The 14,666-nt window shown below is 72.4% G+C and carries 15 protein-coding genes; 10 read left to right on the top strand and 5 right to left on the bottom strand.

All coding sequences use genetic code 11. The features are described 5' to 3' along the window. Nucleotides 1–13: 13 nt before the first annotated feature. On the bottom strand, nucleotides 14–1,810 hold the full coding sequence (locus OG361_RS11090) for an AMP-dependent synthetase/ligase (RefSeq protein ID WP_405853169.1): 1,797 nt from the start codon (nucleotides 1,808–1,810) through the stop codon (nucleotides 14–16). Nucleotides 1,811–2,064: 254 nt separating this feature from the next. Here OG361_RS11090 and OG361_RS11085 point away from each other — a divergent pair, with 254 nt between their 5' ends. From OG361_RS11085 to OG361_RS11060, 6 genes are all read left to right on the top strand, one after another. Next, nucleotides 2,065–2,832 (top strand): metallophosphoesterase, encoded by a 768-nt coding sequence (locus tag OG361_RS11085; protein ID WP_405853168.1) that lies wholly within the window; start codon nucleotides 2,065–2,067, stop codon nucleotides 2,830–2,832. Between the two features lie 98 nt (nucleotides 2,833–2,930). Next, on the top strand, nucleotides 2,931–3,374 hold the full coding sequence (locus OG361_RS11080; RefSeq protein ID WP_384565947.1) for an SRPBCC family protein: 444 nt from the start codon (nucleotides 2,931–2,933) through the stop codon (nucleotides 3,372–3,374). 102 nt (nucleotides 3,375–3,476) lie between these two features. After that, nucleotides 3,477–4,655, top strand: a complete 1,179-nt coding sequence (locus OG361_RS11075; RefSeq protein ID WP_405853167.1) for an ArsA-related P-loop ATPase — start codon at nucleotides 3,477–3,479, stop codon at nucleotides 4,653–4,655. 41 nt (nucleotides 4,656–4,696) lie between these two features. Further along, nucleotides 4,697–5,146: a DUF5304 domain-containing protein gene (locus OG361_RS11070; RefSeq protein WP_405853166.1), complete on the top strand. Its 450-nt coding sequence runs from the start codon at nucleotides 4,697–4,699 to the stop codon at nucleotides 5,144–5,146. 66 nt (nucleotides 5,147–5,212) lie between these two features. Further along, complete coding sequence (locus OG361_RS11065) at nucleotides 5,213–6,154, top strand: ROK family glucokinase (protein WP_024755593.1); 942 nt, start codon at nucleotides 5,213–5,215, stop codon at nucleotides 6,152–6,154. A gap of 79 nt (nucleotides 6,155–6,233) precedes the next feature. After that, on the top strand, nucleotides 6,234–6,977 hold the full coding sequence (locus OG361_RS11060) for an endonuclease/exonuclease/phosphatase family protein (RefSeq protein ID WP_405853165.1): 744 nt from the start codon (nucleotides 6,234–6,236) through the stop codon (nucleotides 6,975–6,977). A gap of 18 nt (nucleotides 6,978–6,995) precedes the next feature. Here OG361_RS11060 and OG361_RS11055 read toward each other — a convergent pair whose 3' ends face one another. Then, nucleotides 6,996–7,850 carry a hypothetical protein gene (locus tag OG361_RS11055; RefSeq protein WP_405853164.1) on the bottom strand — a complete coding sequence of 285 codons (855 nt, stop codon included), beginning with the start codon at nucleotides 7,848–7,850 and terminating at the stop codon, nucleotides 6,996–6,998. After that, a complete protein-coding gene (locus OG361_RS11050) occupies nucleotides 7,843–8,625 on the bottom strand; it encodes an alpha/beta hydrolase (RefSeq protein WP_405853163.1) in 783 nt (260 codons plus the stop codon). Before OG361_RS11050 ends, OG361_RS11055 begins: the two co-directional genes overlap by 8 nt. 178 nt (nucleotides 8,626–8,803) lie before the next feature. Here OG361_RS11050 and OG361_RS11045 point away from each other — a divergent pair, with 178 nt between their 5' ends. The 4 genes from OG361_RS11045 (at nucleotide 8,804) to OG361_RS11030 (ending at nucleotide 12,625) form a co-directional block, all read left to right on the top strand. After that, nucleotides 8,804–9,535 carry a lysophospholipid acyltransferase family protein gene (locus tag OG361_RS11045; protein ID WP_405853162.1) on the top strand — a complete coding sequence of 244 codons (732 nt, stop codon included), beginning with the start codon at nucleotides 8,804–8,806 and terminating at the stop codon, nucleotides 9,533–9,535. 42 nt (nucleotides 9,536–9,577) lie between these two features. Further along, nucleotides 9,578–10,801, top strand: a complete 1,224-nt coding sequence (macS, locus tag OG361_RS11040) for a MacS family sensor histidine kinase (protein ID WP_405853161.1) — start codon at nucleotides 9,578–9,580, stop codon at nucleotides 10,799–10,801. Further along, on the top strand, nucleotides 10,798–11,472 hold the full coding sequence (locus OG361_RS11035; protein WP_405853160.1) for a response regulator: 675 nt from the start codon (nucleotides 10,798–10,800) through the stop codon (nucleotides 11,470–11,472). Before macS ends, OG361_RS11035 begins: the two co-directional genes overlap by 4 nt. Nucleotides 11,473–11,620: 148 nt before the next feature. Beyond that, nucleotides 11,621–12,625, top strand: a complete 1,005-nt coding sequence (locus OG361_RS11030) for a 2-hydroxyacid dehydrogenase (protein WP_405853159.1) — start codon at nucleotides 11,621–11,623, stop codon at nucleotides 12,623–12,625. Here OG361_RS11030 and OG361_RS11025 read toward each other — a convergent pair. Together OG361_RS11025 and OG361_RS11020 are read right to left on the bottom strand one after the other, a co-directional pair. Further along, nucleotides 12,622–14,496, bottom strand: coding sequence for an anthranilate synthase family protein (locus tag OG361_RS11025; protein ID WP_405853158.1), 1,875 nt, complete (start codon nucleotides 14,494–14,496; stop codon nucleotides 12,622–12,624). The genes OG361_RS11030 and OG361_RS11025 overlap by 4 nt on opposite strands. A gap of 104 nt (nucleotides 14,497–14,600) precedes the next feature. After that, entirely contained in the window at nucleotides 14,601–14,657 is a 57-nt protein-coding gene (locus tag OG361_RS11020) for a trp operon leader peptide (protein WP_071892416.1), read from the bottom strand. Between the last annotated feature and the right edge of the window lie 9 nt (nucleotides 14,658–14,666).

Genomic DNA, 14,666 nt, shown 5'->3' with positions numbered 1-14,666 from the left:
CAGGACACCGGGCTCAGCCCTGGTAGATCGCCTCGATCTCGTCCGCGAACTCCCGCGCCACCACGTTGCGCTTCAGCTTCAGCGAGGGGGTGATGTGGCCCGCCTCCTCGGTGAACTGGGCCGGGAGGACACGGAACTTGCGGACCGACTCCGCCTTGGAGACCGCCGCGTTGCCGTCGTCGATCGCCCGCTGGACCTCCGCCAGGAGATCGGCGTCGTCGCGCAGGGAGACCGCCGTCGAACCGGCCGGCTTGCCGTGGTCCGAGGCCCAGCGGCCGAGGAACTCCTCGTCCAGGGTGACGAGCGCGCCCACGAACGGGCGGCCGTCGCCGACCACCATGCACTCCGCGACCAGCGCGTGCGCCCGGATCCGGTCCTCGATGACCGCCGGGGCGACGTTCTTGCCGCCCGCCGTCACCAGGATCTCCTTCTTGCGGCCGGTGATCGCGAGGTAGCCGTCCTCGTCGAGCGTGCCGATGTCGCCCGTGTGGAACCAGCCGTCCGCCAGCGCCTCGGCCGTCGCCGCCTCGTTGTTCCAGTACCGCGAGAAGATGTGCTCGCCGTGCAGCAGCACCTCGCCGTCGTCGGCGATCCGCACCACCGAGCCCGGCAGCGGCTGCCCGACCGTGCCGATCTTCTGCCGGTCCCACGGGTTGAACGCGGTCGCCGCGCACGACTCCGTCAGGCCGTACCCCTCGAGCACCGTGAAGCCGATGCCCCGGAAGAAGTGGCCGAGCCGCTCGCCCAGCGGCGCGCCGCCCGAGATCGCGTACTCGCCGCGGCCGCCGAGCACCGCCCGCAGCTTGCTGTAGACCAGCTTGTCGAAGAGCTTGTGCTTGAGCTTGAGACCGAAGGACGGGCCCTCGGGGGTCCCGATCGCCCGGCTGTACGCGATCGCCGTGTGCGCCGCCTTGTCGAAGATCTTGCCCTTGCCGTCGGCCTGCGCCTTGGCCCGAGCCGAGTTGTAGACCTTCTCGAAGACCCGCGGCACGCCCAGGATCAGCGTCGGCCGGAACGAGGCCAGCTCGTCGGTGAGGTTCTTGATGTCCGGGACACAGCCCAGCCGGATCGGCGCCATCACGGACGCGACCTCGACGAGCCGCCCGAAGACGTGCGCGGCCGGCAGGAAGAGCAGGACCGAGCACTCGCCGGTACGGAAGAGGGGCTTCAGCCGCGCCACCACGTTGCCGCACTCGGCGAAGAAGGCCCGGTGGGTCAGGACACAGCCCTTGGGGCGGCCGGTCGTGCCCGAGGTGTAGACGATCGTCGCCGGGTCGTCCGCGTTCGCCGCGGACATGCGCTCGTCGAGCAGCTCGTCGGAGACGCCAGCGCCGTCGGCGGTGAGCCGGGCGATCGCGTCGGCCTCGATCTGCCACACGCCCTTGAGCTCCGGCAGCTCCGCCCGCACGGAGGCCACGGACTCCTCGTGCGCGGCGCTCTCGACGAGCACCAGCGTGGCGCCGGAGTCACCGAGGATCCACTGGATCTGCTCCGGCGAGCTCGTCTCGTACACCGGCACGGTCACCGCGCCCGCGCTCCAGATCGCGAAGTCGAGGAGCACCCACTCGTAGCGCGTACGGGACAGCAGGGCGACCCGGTCGCCCGCCGCCACACCCGCGGCGATCAGCCCCTTGGCGACCCCGCGGACCTCCGCGAGGAACTGGGTCGCGGTCACGTCCGTCCAGACCCCGTCCACCTTGCGCCCCATCACGGCGACATCTGGGTGCTGGGAGGCGTTGCGGCGGATGAGATCCGTCAGGTTGCCGTCCGTGGGGACCTCGTACAGGGCCGGAAGGCTGAACTCGCGCAAGACTGCTGCTCCTCATCGGGCGCCGGCGCCACGGCTCTGTGTGATGCACCGGTGTAGTCCATGATCGGGCAGGTGCTCAGTGGGGGTGAGCACGACTGGACTGCCCGGACGTTACCCATCAGTACATGGTTCCGATAGGGGGTCCAGGCCAGATGTTCGGTGCGTCACACATGCGTGGCGGTGCTGTGCGCACAGTAATCCACAGGTTTCCCGACTCGGAAGTAACCGCAGGTGACACCCCCTAAGGTGGGCTCATGCGAGTCCATGTGGTCAGTGACGTGCACGGCAACGCCGAAGACCTCGCCAAGGCGGGGGAGGGCGCCGACGCCCTCATATGCCTGGGGGACCTGGTCCTCTTCCTCGACTACGCCGACCACAGCCGCGGGATCTTCCCCGACCTCTTCGGCGTCGAGAACGCCGACCGGCTCGTGGAGCTCCGCACCGCCCGCCGCTTCGACGAAGCCCGTGACCTGGGCCGCAGCCTCTGGGTCGAGCTGGACGTCGACCGCGACACCGCCATCGAGGCCGCCGTGCGCCGGCAGTACGCCGAGCTCTTCGCCGCCTTCCCCACCCCCACGTACGCCACCTACGGGAACGTCGACATCCCCCGGCTCTGGTCCGAGTTCGCCGGCCCGGGCACGACCGTCCTCGACGGGCAGCGGATCGAGCTCGGCGGCCTCACCGTCGGCTTCGTCGGCGGCGGACTGCGCACCCCGATGCGCACCCCGTACGAGATCTCGGACGAGGAGTACGCGGCCAAGGTCGAGGCCCTCGGCGAGGTCGACGTCCTCTGCTCGCACATCCCGCCGGACGTCCCGGAGCTGACCTACGACACGGTCGCCCGCCGCTTCGAGCGGGGCAGCCGCGCCCTGCTCGACGCGATCCGGCGCACCCGGCCCCGCTACGCCCTCTTCGGCCACGTCCACCAGCCGCTCGCCCGGCGGATGCGGGTCGCGTCGACCGAGTGCGTGAACGTCGGCCACTTCGCCTCGACCGGCAGGCCCTTCGCCCTGGAGTGGTGACGGGCGCGGAGCCGCGGCGCGATAGCCTGCCGTCGGCACATCTGTACGTCTGTGCCCTTCGAGTTCTCGCCGGACCGCACAGTGGAGGAGCCACCGCGATGGCCGAACACACCAGCTCGAGCATCACCATCGAGGCGGCGCCGGCCGACGTCATGGGTGTGATCGCCGACTTCGCCCGCTACCCGGAGTGGACGGGCGAGGTGAAGGAGGCCGAGGTCCTGGAGACCGACGCCGCCGGCCGCGCGGAGAAGGTCCGGCTGCTCCTCGACGCCGGAGCGATCAAGGACGACCACACCCTGGCGTACACCTGGACCGGCGCCGACGAGGTCAGCTGGACCCTGGTCAAGTCCCAGATGCTCCGCTCCCTCGACGGCTCCTACCGGCTCGCCGCGCTCGGCGGCGGCGACCGCACCGAGGTCACGTACCAGCTGACCGTCGACGTCAAGATCCCCATGCTCGGCATGATCAAGCGCAAGGCCGAGAAGGTCATCATCGACCGCGCCCTGGCCGGCCTGAAGAAGCGCGTCGAGTCGGGCGCGTAGCGGCCGCCCGCCGTGCGGGCAGCGCCCGCCGTTCCGTGTGGGCAATCGTCCCGCTGGGCTGGGGGGACCCCCAGCCCAGCGGGAGCGGTAACGTTCCCGCCCATGCGGATCATCCTTGTCACCGGCCTCGGCGGCGCCGGGCGCACCACCGTCGCCGCCGCGACCGCCCTCGCCGAGGCGCGGGCGGGCCGCCGGGTCCTGCTCGTCTCCGAGGAGGCCGACCCGCTCACCGGCCCGCTTCCGGACGCGCTCCGGGAGCCGGCCGCGGCCGAGCTCCCGGGCGGCGGGAGCATCCGGGTCCGCCGGCCCGACCCCGCCGCGGACTTCCGCCGCGAGTTCCTCGCCCTCCAGGCCCGCTCCTCCACCGCCCTCGACCTGCTCGGCGCCGCGCCCTTCGAGGACGCCGAGCTCACCGAACTCCCCGGCAGCCGCCAGTTCGCCCTGCTGAGGGCACTGCGTGACGCCGCCGACGGAGAGCACGATCTCGCCGTCGTCGACCTGCCCCCGCTCCACGAGGCCCTCGCCCTCCTCGCCCTGCCCGAGCAGCTCCGCCGCTACCTGCGCCGCCTCCTGCCCACCGAACGGCAGGCCGCCCGCGCGCTGCGCCCGATGCTCGCCCAGCTCGCCGGGGTCCCCATGCCCGCGCAGTGGCTGTACGAGACCACGGCCCGCTGGGAGGCCGAACTCGCCGCCGCCCAGGCCGTCACCGACGCCCCCACCACCCGCGTCCGGCTCGTCCTCGAACCGGGCCCCGCCGCCCTCCGGGCCCTGCGCACCGCGCGGCTCGGCCTCGCCCTCCACGGCCTGGCCCTCGACGCCGTCGTCGCCAACCGGCTGCTGCCCGCCGACTCCGAGGACCCCTGGCTCGCCGGGCTGACCGCCCAGCAGCACCGGCACCTGGAGGAGCTCCGTACCGCCGCGGGCGTCGTCCACGAGCTGCCGCACCTCGGCCGCGACCCGCGTGGAGCCGAGGACCTCGCCCTCCTCGCGCCCGTCCCGCCCACCGCCGCCCTCGCCCCCGTGCCCGGACCGGAGATCGAGGACCGGCGGGAGGAGGACGGCGTCCTCGTCTGGCACATCGCCTTGCCCGGTGCCGTCAAGGAGGAGCTCTCCCTCGTCCGCCGCGGCGAGGAACTGCTCCTGAGCGTCGGACCGTTCCGCCGCAACCTGCCCCTGCCGGCCGTCCTGCGCCGCTGCACCGTGACCGGCGCAGGGCTCGTCGAAGGGGACCTCAGGGTGCGCTTCACTCCGGACCCGGGACTCTGGCCACGGACCCCCTGAGGCCGTGTACCGTCGAAGTACCAGCGACTGAGGAGTACGCCATGAGCGATTCGGACGCCTGGGCCAAGGCCTGCGCCGAGGACCTGGAGGCGGAGAAGGCCCGCCGTCGTGCGGAGCGCGGGGCCGAGCCCGGCTCGGCCGCCGAGGAGTTCCGCAAGCTCTTCGACGCCGTCGCGGACAAGGTCGCCGGGGGCCTCGGGGGCCCGCTGCTCGGCGGGATCAGCGGTCAGACCGTCCAGCAGTTCGTCAGCCAGGCGAAGGCCGTCGTCGAGCCCGTCATCGAGCGCAACCCGCAGGTCTTCGACCACCTCGCCGCCGCCGGCAACGAACTTCTCGCCGCCTACCGCTCCGCCGTCGAGGGCCACGAGACCCGCTGGACCCGCGGCGGGACCGTCTCCGAGGACGACCCGCGCCGCGCCGCCGACGGCGAGGACGGCCCGCGCGGCGACGAGGAAGGGCCCGGAACGGGCCAGCACATCGACCTGGACTGATCAGTAGGGTCGTCCCCCTCGGGTACGGTGGGCCGTAGCGGGGCTCGACCGAAAACTGAGGGACTAATGGGACTCACCATCGGCGTCGACATCGGCGGCACGAAGATCGCGGCCGGCGTGGTCGACGAGGAGGGCAACATCCTCGACACGCACAAGGTGCCCACCCCGCCGACCCCCGAGGGCATCGTCGACGCGATCAGCGCCGCGGTCTCCGAGGCCGGCAAGGGCCACTCGATCGAGGCCGTGGGCATCGGTGCCGCGGGCTACGTCGACGACAAGCGTGCCACCGTCCTCTTCGCGCCGAACATCGACTGGCGGCACGAGCCGCTGAAGGACAAGGTCGAGCAGCGGGTCGGTCTGCCCGTGGTCGTCGAGAACGACGCCAACGCGGCGGCCTGGGGCGAGTACAAGTTCGGCGCGGGCCAGGGCCACGAGGACGTCATCTGCATCACCCTCGGCACCGGCCTCGGCGGCGGCATCATCATCGGCAACAAGCTGCGCCGCGGACGCTTCGGCGTAGCGGCGGAATTCGGCCACATCCGGGTCGTCCCGGACGGTCTCCTCTGCGGCTGCGGCAGCCAGGGCTGCTGGGAGCAGTACGCCTCCGGGCGGGCCCTCGTCCGGTACGCGAAGCAGCGCGCCAACGCCACCCCGGAGCGCGCCGAGGTCCTGCTGGCCCTCGGCGACGGCACCCCCGAGGGCATCGAGGGCAAGCACGTCAGCCAGGCCGCCCGCGCCGGCGACCCGGTGGCCGTCGACTCCTTCCGCGAGCTGGCCCGCTGGGCGGGTGCCGGTCTCGCCGACCTGGCCTCGCTCTTCGACCCGTCCGCCTTCATCGTCGGCGGCGGCGTCTCGGACGAGGGCGACCTCGTCCTCGACCCGATCCGCAAGTCCTTCCGGCGCTGGCTGATCGGCGGCCAGTGGCGTCCGCACGCGCAGGTCCTCGCGGCCCAGCTGGGCAACAAGGCCGGCCTCGTGGGCGCGGCCGACCTGGCCCGCCAGGGCTGACCACCGGCCGGTCCCCGTCACCCCGACCGCCCGTCGCGTCCTCTCGGACGCGGCGGGCGGTTGTCGTATGTTGCCTGACATGGCGATCAGCGAACTGCCCAACTCCCGCACCGAATCGGACGGTTCGGCCGTCCTCCGGGTCCTGAGCTACAACATCCGCTCGATGCGCGACGACGAGGACGCCCTCGCCCGGGTGATCCGCGCCTGCGACCCGGACCTCGTCTTCGTCCAGGAGGCCCCGCGCTTCTTCCGCTGGCGCAAGCACGCGGCCCGGCTCGCCGCCAAGAGCGAGCTCGTCGTCCTGAGCGGCGGCGCCACCGCGGCCGGGCCGCTGCTGCTCTGCTCCCTGCGGGCCACCGTGGAACGCACCGAGGACATCCTCCTGCCGCTCACCCCGGGCCTGCACCGCCGCGGCCTCGCGACCGCCGTCGTCCGCTTCGCCGGGGCCAGGGTCGGGCTGATCAGCTGCCACCTGAGCCTGCGCGAGGACGAGCGGTACGCCCAGGCCGGGATGGTCCTCGACCGGGTCGCCGCGCTGGGCACCCCGTACACCCTCGTGGCCGGGGACCTCAACGAGCGGCCCGGCGGCCCCGCCTTCACCCGGCTCGCGAAGGAGCTCCAGGACGGCTGGGCGGTGAGTCCCTGGGGCGGCGAGTACACCTCGACCCCCGCCGACCCGCACCAGCGCATCGACGCGATCCTGGCCACCCCGGGCGTCGAGTTCCTCGGCTGTGGGGTCCCGCCGCACCTCGACCCCACGGACCTGAGAACGGCAACGGACCACCTGCCCGTACTGGCGGCGGTCCGTGTGCCTGCTGCGTAGAGCGCGGAACGAGGGGGGCTAGACGACCGCCCCGCGGCCCGGGTCGCCGAAGCCGTCGTCATCGTCGTCGTCGTGCTTCATGCGGGCGACCAGGGTCGCGAAGCCGCCCAGGAAGCCGCCCACGCAGAGCGTCGTCAGCCACCAGGTCATGTCCCACTGGAACAGGACGGCCACCAGCATCAGCACCGGGCCGCCGACCACGCCCAGCCAGGCGAACTTGGTCGTCGCGTCGGCCTCCGGCAGCGGCGGGGGCTCCGGCGGGACGAAGTGGCCCTCTTCGGAGCCGTCCGGGCCCTCCTCCGGCTCGGCGGGGGAGTAGTCCCGGGGACCGCTCGGCCGTACCCCGGGCGCGAAGACGACGGAGCTGCCCAGCGAGGGCTTCTCCGCTCCGGCCTCCGGCCTCCGGTCGGCATCGGCCGAGGCCTCGGCGTCCGTCCCGGGCCCGGTCTCGCCACCGGGCGAGGCCTCGCCGTCCGGCTCGGTCCCGGGGCCGGCGCCCGTCCCGGTCTTGGAGTCGGCGCCCGACCCGGTCCCCGAGTTGGCACCCGACCCGGCACCGGACCCCGTAGGGGTCTCCGACCCCGTACCGGCCTTGGCCGCCGTTCCCGTACCGGTACCGGTACCGGTACCGGTACCGGTACCCGATTCCGTACCCGCGCCGGTACCCGTACCCGTCCCCGCGCCCGGCTTCGTCGGCTCGTCCTCCGGCTCGTCCTCCGGCTCGGGCAGCGACAGGGTCTCGATCGGCCGGTACGGCCTGGCCCCCGGAGGGTCCACGGGCTCCTCCCCGTACCCGGCGACGATCGCGGCCCACGCCGCCTCCTCGTCGATGGGCTGCGGCTCCCGCTCGCCGCCGTCCTGCTGATCAGCCACCGCTGCTGCTCCTCTTCCCGTCGACCGGACTCGGGGCGAGACGCTCGACGAACGCCCAGCTCTCCTCGAAGATCCGCTCCGCGTCATGGTCCAACGTCGCGACGTGGTAGCTCTGTTCCAGCAGGATCTCCTGGACGTCCGTCGAGGAGATCCTGCTCAGGATCCGGGCGGAGTCGGCCGGCGGCACCACATGGTCCTGCGGGCTGTGCAGCACCACCACCGGCTGCGTGACCTGCGGGAGCTCGGCGTCCACCGTCCGGAAGAACTGGCGCAGCGAGTGCGCCGCGTGCAGAGGCACCCGGTCGTAGCCGACCTCCGTCACGCCCTCCTTGGCGATGTCGCTCGCGATGCCGCTCGTCGTGCGGACCAGGTGCCGGGCGACCGGCAGCGCGTGCGCCGCCAGGCCGTGCACCTTGTTGCCAGGGTTGACGAGGACGATGCCCCGCACCGCGTCCCCGTGCTGCGCGGCCAGCCGCAGCGTCAGCGCCCCGCCCATGGAGAGGCCGAAGACGAAGACGCTCTCGCACCGCTCCAGGAGCTCGCGCAGGGCCCGGTCCACCTCCGCGTACCAGTCGCGCCAGGTGGTGAGCTGCATGTCCTCCCAGCGCGTGCCGTGGCCCGGCAGCAGCGGCAGCGACACGGTGAGCCCGCGGCCGGCCAGATACTCGGCCCACGGACGCATCGACTGCGGGGAACCGGTGAATCCGTGACAGAGAAGGACGCCGACCTCTCCGCCTTCGTGGCGGTACGGCTCGGCTCCGGGAAGGACCGGCACCGGGGTCTCCTGTTCGTTCGACTTCGGGTGCGCCGAAGCGACGGAAAATGGGGAAAGGACCTTCACGGTACGCGACCGGACCGACACCGACCAGGGCCGTAGCGGGGGCCGTGGGTCGGTACGGGATAAAGTCGTGGCCACGGCACACGGAAGGCATGGCGAGTTGATCTACGGCGCAATGAAGTTCTCCATCGGAGGGTCCCTGAAGCTTGCCTTCCGGCCCTGGGTCGAGGGTTTGGAGAACATTCCGGCCGAGGGTCCCGCGATCCTGGCGAGCAACCACCTCTCCTTCTCGGACTCCTTCTTCCTCCCCGCCGTCCTCGACCGCAAGGTCACCTTCATCGCCAAGGCCGAGTACTTCACCTCCCCGGGGGTGAAGGGCAAGCTCACCGCCGCCTTCTTCAAGGGCGTCGGCCAGCTGCCCGTCGACCGTTCGGGCGCCCGAGGCGCCGGCGAGGCGGCGATCAAGGCCGGTATCGACGTCATCGAGGGAGGCGGGCTCTTCGGGATCTACCCCGAGGGCACCCGCTCGCCCGACGGCCGGCTCTACCGGGGCAAGCCCGGCGGTCTGGCGCGGGTGGCCCTGGCCACCGGCGCGCCCGTGATCCCGGTGGCCATGATCGACACGGAGAAGATCCAGCCGCCCGGCAAGGTCGTCCCCAAGCTGATGCGTCCGGGGATCCGGATCGGCAAGCCGCTGGACTTCACCCGTTACCAGGGCATGGACGGCGACCGCTTCATCCTCCGCTCGGTGACCGACGAGGTCATGTACGAGATCATGAAGCTGTCCGGTCAGGAGTACGTCGACATCTACGCGACCGCCGCCAAGCGGCAGATCGCGGACGCGGAGAAGGCGGCCAAGGAGGCCGTCAAGGCCGAGATCGCGGCGCGGGAAGAGTCGGGCGCGTAGGCACGGCACGACACCCCCAGGGGTGTCCGGGGGGTGGGGGAGATGGCCAAACGCGAGCGTGTCGTGCGCATGTCGGTCGAGCAGCCGCTGTGGCGTGCGCTGACCGGCTACCGCGTCCTGACGATGATCTACGCCGTCCTGCTGTTCGCCTTCGGGCGGGAGCGGTACGAGCGGCCCTGGATCGCCGTCGCCTATCTGGCGGTGATGTGCGTCTGGACCCTCGCGACCCTCCCCAGGGTGGCGAACGCGGCCAGCTGCACCAAGCGCTTCCTCGGCGCCGACCTCACCGTCGCCCTCGTCGGCATCCTGCTCACCCCGCTGGCCGACGCCCACGCCCAGTCGGTCGACGGCCCCACCCTGCCGTCGATATGGACCGCGGGTTCCGTCCTCGCGTACGCGATCAAGGGCGGCTGGCGCTGGGCCGGAGTCGCCTCCTCCCTCGTCGCCGTCGCCAACATCGTCGAGCGCGGCCATACCAGCCGGGACACCCTCCACAACGTGCTGCTCGTCTGGGTGGCCTCCATCGCCATCGGATACGTCGTCGAGGTGGCCCGCGCCTCCGAGCGCACCCTCGCCCGGGCCCTGGAGATCGAGGCCGCGACCCGGGAGCGGGAGCGGCTCGCCCGGGACATCCACGACAGCGTCCTCCAGGTCCTCGCGATGGTGCAGCGGCGCGGCACGGCGCTGGGCGGCGAGGCCGCCGAGCTCGGCCGGATGGCGGGGGAGCAGGAGGTGGCCCTCCGTACCCTCGTCGCGGGCGGACTGGCCCGGCCCAGCCTGGTCTCGGAGGACGAGTCCGAGGGGGCCGTGGTCCGGGTCGTCGAGGTGGAGGACGACCCCCCTTACGGCGCGGGTGACACCCCCGTCGACCTGCGGCTCCTGCTCGCCCCGCGCGCCGGGGCGAGGACCACGCTCTCCGAGCCGGGCGCACCCGTGCTGCTGCCGCCGCCCGCCGCCCGCGAGCTGGCCGCCGCCGTCGGCGCCGCCCTGGACAACGTCCGGGTGCACGCGGGTGAGGACGCCCAGGCCTGGATCCTCGTCGAGGACTGGCCGGACGAGGTGATCGTCACCGTCCGGGACGACGGCCCCGGCATCCCGGAGGGCCGCCTCGCGCAGGCCGAGGGCGAGGGCCGGATGGGCGTCGCCCTCTCCATCCGGGGCAGACTGCGGGATCTGGGCGGTACGGCCGAGCTGATCTCGGTCCCGGGGCAGGGCACGGAAGTCGAGTTGAAGGTTCCACGGGGGAAGGCAGGACAGGGAAGATGAGCGAGCAGCAGCAGATCAGGGTGATGGTCGTCGACGACCATCCGATGTGGCGGGACGCGGTCGCCCGCGACCTCGCGGAGGCGGGTTTCGACGTGGTCGCCACGGCGGGCGACGGCGAGCAGGCCGTGCGCCGGGCCACGGCGGCCGGGCCCGACGTCCTCGTCCTGGACCTGAACCTGCCGCTGAAGCCGGGCGTGCAGGTCTGCAAGGAGCTCGTCGGCGCGCACCCCGCGCTGCGGGTCCTGGTCCTCTCGGCGAGCGGGGAGCACGCCGACGTCCTGGAGGCGGTCAAGTCCGGTGCCACCGGCTACCTCCTCAAGTCGGCCAGTACGGAGGAGCTGATCGACGCCGTGCGGCGGACGGCCGTCGGCGACCCCGTCTTCACCCCCGGCCTCGCCGGTCTGGTCCTCGGCGAGTACCGCCGGCTGGCCTCCGAGCCCGCCCCGGCGGCCGGTGGCGACGAGCCGAAGGCCCCGCAGCTGACGGACCGCGAGACCGAGGTCCTGCGGCTGGTCGCCAAGGGGCTCAGCTACAAGCAGATCGCCGAGCGCCTGGTGATCTCGCACCGCACCGTCCAGAACCACGTGCAGAACACGCTCGGCAAGCTCCAGCTCCACAACCGGGTGGAGCTCGTCCGGTACGCCATCGAGCGCGGGCTCGACGACGCCTGAGCCTGCGGCGGGGCGGGGCGGGCCAGGTGCCGGGTCCGGTGTCGTGCCCGGTGCCGGGCGCGGGGAGTTACGGGCGCGGTGACGTGACGGGCCGTATATTCGCGAGGACCGCGCATATCCGGCCCATCACCGCTTCTGGGGGAACTCAGTGGAAATCCTGGCATTCGGCGTACAGGCGGACGAGAAGCCCCTGATCGATCAGGCCTTCGAGGGGCATCACGACGTCCGCTGCGTGGACGTGTTCCTCACCGAGGACACCGCGCCCATCGCGGCCGGCTACGAGATCATCTCCACCAGCGTCAACGCCAGCCTCGACCACAAGGTCCTGCAGACCCTCGCCGCCGGCGGGACCCAGATGATCGCCCAGCGCTCCACGGGCTTCAACAACATCGACCTGGAGGTGGCCGAACGCCTCGGCCTCACCGTCGCCCGGGTCTCGTACTACTCCCCGTACTCCGTCGCCGAGTTCGCCTGGACGCTCGCGATGGCCGTGAACCGCCGGATCGTCCGCGCCTCCAACCGGACCCGCGACTTCGACTTCCGCCTCGACGGGCTGATGGGCCGCGACCTGCGGGGCCGTACCGTCGGCGTCCTCGGCACCGGCAAGATCGGCGAGGCCTTCACCCGGATCGCCGACGGCTTCGGCATGAAGCTGCTCGGCTGGGACGTCGCCGAGAACCCGGTCTGCCTCGCGCTGGGCATGGAGTACGTGGACAAGGACCGGCTCTTCGCCGAGGCCGACCTCATCAGCCTGCACGTGCCGCTGCTCCCGTCCACCCATCACCTCATCGACGCCGACGCCCTCAGGGCGATGAAGGACGACGTGATCCTGGTGAACTCCAGCCGCGGCGGGCTCATCGACACCGAGGCCCTGGTCGTCGAGCTCCGGTCCGGCCGCTTCGCCGGTGTCGGCCTGGACGTGTACGAGGCGGAGGCCGGGCTCTTCTTCCTCGACAAGTCCCTGGAGGTCGTCGAGGACGACACCCTGGCCCGCCTGGTCACCTTCCCGAACGTGGTGGTCACCTCCCACCAGGCGTACTACACGGTCGACGCGGTCGGCCAGATCATCGACACCACGGTCCAGAACGTCCTCGACTACACCGCCGGCCGGCGCAGCGAGAACGTCCTGGTACCCAGGGTTCAGACCGCCTAGACCAGCACTCCCGCGAGCAGCGAGGCCGTCAGCTCCGCGCCGTCGATGGTCAGCACCGACTCGGGGTGGAACTGCACCCCGGCGAAGCCCGGTCCGCGCAGCGCGTGCACCTCCCCGGTCTCCGGGTCCCGGCTGATCTCGATCCGGTGCAGGGCCAGCTCCGTCGCCGTCCGGTCGTCGCAGCGGGCGGTGAAGCTGTTGTAGAAGCCGACGGTCCGCTCCTGCCCGAAGAGGTCGATCCGCAGCTGGGCCCCCTGGAACGGGGTCCGCTTGCGGACGATCTCCAGGCCGAGGTCGGCGGCGATCAGCTCGTGCCCCAGGCAGACCCCGAGCAGACCGTGCCGGTGGTCCCGCACCAGCTCGGCCGTCAGACCGCGCAGGAAGCGCATCTTCGCGTCGGCGGCGTCCGAGGGGTTCCCGGGACCGGGACCCAGGACCACCGGCCCCTCATGGGCGAGCGCCAGCTCCCGCAGCCCCGGCTCGTCGTAGCGGAGCACCGACACGTCGAGGCCCGAGGAACGCAGGACGTGCGCCAGCATCGCGGTGAAGGTGTCCTCGGCGTCGATCACCAGGGCGTGGCCCGACAGCTCCGCCGACCGGACCTGCATCTTCAGCCAGAACGGCGCCAGATCGGCCCGCCGGGCGTCCAGGGCGGCCCGGACCCGCGGATCGTCGGCCAGCCGCGCCGGCGCCGGAGCCGCCGCGTCCGCCGCCGGGCGGCCCTCCCGCACGCCGAGGGCGGTGAGCACCCCGGCGGCCTTGGCGTGGGTCTCGGCGACCTCGCCGGCCGGGTCGGAGTGGCGTACGAGGGTCGCCCCGACCGGCACCCGCAGCCTGCCGTCCCGGGAGATGTCGGCCGTACGGATCAGGATGGGGGAGTCCAGCGTCTGGGCGCCGGTCTCGTCCGTACCGAGCAGGGCGAGCGCCCCCGCGTAGTAGCCGCGTCCGCCGGTCTCGTGACGCTCGATCACCCGGCAGGCGTTCTGCACCGGCGAGCCGGTCACGGTCGCCGCGAACATCGTCTCCCGGAGCACCTCCCGCACGTCCAGGGTGGAGCGGCCGCGCAGCTCGTACTCGGTGTGGGCGAGGTGGGCCATCTCCTTCAGGCGCGGGCCGATCACGACCCCGCCCATGTCGCCCACGGTGCACATCATCTTGAGCTCCTCGTCCACCACCATGGAGAGCTCCTCGGTCTCCTTGCGGTCGGCGAGGAAGGCCAGCAGGTCCTCCGGGGTCGGCGCGGCCCCGGCCGGGTAGCGGTACGTGCCGCTGATCGGGTTCATCACGACCGTGCCGCCCGACATCCGCACGTGCACCTCGGGGCTCGCCCCGACGAGGGTCCGGTCGCCGGTGTGCACGACGAAGGTCCAGTACGCGCCCCGCTCCCCCGAGAGGAGCCGCCGGAACAGGGCGAGGGCGTCGGCCCGCCCGAAGCCCGGGATCTCCCCGGTGTAGGTGCGCCGGATGACGAAGTTCGCGCCCTCGCCCGAGCCGATCTCCTCGTCGATGACCCGGCGCACGGTCCCGGCGTACTCCTCGTCCGAGACGTCGAACCCGCCGCCCTCGACGGTCACGTCGTGCGCGGGCAGTTGCTCCAGCGCCTCGGCGAGCGGCAGTTCGTACACCTCGTCGGCGACGAGCACGGAGAGCGGGGTGCCGTCGTCCCGCACGTCGAAGCCGCGCTCCCGGATCTGCCGGAAGGGCACGAGCGCGAGCGTCGGCAGCGGGCCCACGGGCAGCTCGGCGAGGCGCTCGGCCTCGTGGACCCGTCCGACGAGCACCTCGACGGTGTCGTGGTCACGGCCGGGGGTGCGCCTGCGCAGCAGGGCGAAGGGCGGGCAGGAGTCGTCCAGGAGACGGGAGAGGTCCATGGGGTGTGTCGTTCCTTCCGAGGGGAGTACGGAGAGGAACGGCCCGGGTACGAGAGAAGGCCGCCCCTCGGGCGGCCTTCGCGTGTCTGTCGGTGTACGCGCAGTCAGTGGGCCGCCGGATGAGCGGTCCACCACCAGTTCTGGATCTGCGGCGCGAACATGTGAGCACT

Source organism: Streptomyces sp. NBC_00090, from assembly GCF_045160815.1.
In the GTDB taxonomy this organism is placed as follows: domain Bacteria; phylum Actinomycetota; class Actinomycetes; order Streptomycetales; family Streptomycetaceae; genus Streptomyces.
The sequence above is the reverse complement of the archived record's forward strand: the minus strand, read 5'-3'. Positions and strand labels throughout refer to the sequence as shown.

Excerpts from the sequence above, each read along its gene's own strand:
- OG361_RS11085 (WP_405853168.1), top strand. The coding sequence starts at position 2,065 with ATGCGAGTCCATGTGGTCAGTGACGTGCACGGCAACGCCGAAGACCTC.
- OG361_RS11080 (WP_384565947.1), top strand. The coding sequence starts at position 2,931 with ATGGCCGAACACACCAGCTCGAGCATCACCATCGAGGCGGCGCCGGCC.
- OG361_RS11075 (WP_405853167.1), top strand. The coding sequence starts at position 3,477 with ATGCGGATCATCCTTGTCACCGGCCTCGGCGGCGCCGGGCGCACCACC.
- OG361_RS11070 (WP_405853166.1), top strand. The coding sequence starts at position 4,697 with ATGAGCGATTCGGACGCCTGGGCCAAGGCCTGCGCCGAGGACCTGGAG.
- OG361_RS11065 (WP_024755593.1), top strand. The coding sequence starts at position 5,213 with ATGGGACTCACCATCGGCGTCGACATCGGCGGCACGAAGATCGCGGCC.
- OG361_RS11060 (WP_405853165.1), top strand. The coding sequence starts at position 6,234 with ATGGCGATCAGCGAACTGCCCAACTCCCGCACCGAATCGGACGGTTCG.
- OG361_RS11045 (WP_405853162.1), top strand. The coding sequence starts at position 8,804 with ATGAAGTTCTCCATCGGAGGGTCCCTGAAGCTTGCCTTCCGGCCCTGG.
- macS (WP_405853161.1), top strand. The coding sequence starts at position 9,578 with ATGGCCAAACGCGAGCGTGTCGTGCGCATGTCGGTCGAGCAGCCGCTG.
- OG361_RS11035 (WP_405853160.1), top strand. The coding sequence starts at position 10,798 with ATGAGCGAGCAGCAGCAGATCAGGGTGATGGTCGTCGACGACCATCCG.
- OG361_RS11025 (WP_405853158.1), bottom strand. The coding sequence starts at position 14,496 with ATGGACCTCTCCCGTCTCCTGGACGACTCCTGCCCGCCCTTCGCCCTG.